1 protein-coding gene is annotated in these 1,171 nt (G+C 69.7%); it reads left to right on the top strand.

Annotated features, from left to right (window positions below; translation table 11 throughout):
* Positions 1–1,098 (top strand): IS1634 family transposase (locus P3H15_RS54005; protein WP_276144825.1); only part of this gene is annotated, 1,098 nt, incomplete at its 5' end.
* Positions 1,099–1,171 lie beyond the last annotated feature (73 nt).

Genomic DNA, 1,171 nt, shown 5'->3' with positions numbered 1-1,171 from the left:
GGCAAGGCGAAACAAAAACGCGTCGACCTGCGCCTGGTCGGGTTGGCGTTGGTGATCACCTCCGACGGCGGTATCCCGCTGCTCTCGCACCCCTACCCCGGCGATCGCCCCGACGTGACCCAGTTCCCCGGGGTGATCGACGATCTCGTCGACCGCTACCGTAGCGTCGCCGCCGGCATCGAGGGGGCCACGATCGTCTACGACGCCGGGCAGAACTCGGCCGCGAACCACGCCCACATCGAGGCGGCGCGGATCGGGTTCGTCGGCTCCCTGCCGCCCTCGGATCACCCGGCCCTGCTGACCGTGCCCGCCGACGCCTACCACCGGGTCGACGATCCCCGACTGCCCGGGATGCGCGCCTACGACACCGAGGTCGACGCCCTCGGGGTCCGGCGGCGGGCGATTGTGACCCACTCGGCGTCGCTGCACGCCGCCCAGTCCCGCGGATTCGACCAGACCCTCGACAAGGCCCGCGACCGGCTCGGCGCCCTGCAGGTGCGCCTGGCCCGCGGGCGCACCCGCCGCGACCGGGCGGCCGTGGAGCGCGAGATCGAGCAGATCTGCGCGCCGCGGTGGGTCGCCGAGGTGCTCACCGTCACCCTCACCGGCACCACCGCGGCGGAGCTGCGGTTGCGGTACCGCACCGACCGCCACGCCCGCCGACAACTCGAGGACCGGATGTTCGGCAAGCGGATCCTGTTCACCAACCGCACCGACTGGCCGGTCGCCCGCGTGATCGCCGCCTACCGATCCCAGTCCGACATCGAGTCCGGGTTCCGGCAACTCAAAGACCCCCAGGTAATTTCGTTCTCCCCGATGCACCACTGGACCGACCAGAAGATCCGCGTCCATGTCTTCTACAGCGTCCTGGCCCTGACCGTCGCCCACCTGATGCGCCGCGAGGCCGCCGATGCCGGACTGCATCTGTCGGTGCGTGAGTTGCTCGCCGAGCTGGCCGGCATCGAGGAAACGGTGCTGCTCTACCACGACGGCACCAAAGGTCGCCCCCGCGCCCAACGAATGCTCACCGACCACAGCGACACCGCCGAACAACTGGCCCGGCTGTTCGGCATCGACCGCTACGCACCCACCCGATGACCGGCCGCCACCAACTTAGGTAATACACCCCGACCACACCAAAACCAGCTCCCACCAGCGCTAATCGCACCGA

Source organism: Rhodococcus sp. T2V, assembly GCF_029269925.1.
Lineage (GTDB): Bacteria > Actinomycetota > Actinomycetes > Mycobacteriales > Mycobacteriaceae > Rhodococcus_F > Rhodococcus_F koreensis.
The sequence above is the reverse complement of the archived record's forward strand: the minus strand, read 5'-3'. Positions and strand labels throughout refer to the sequence as shown.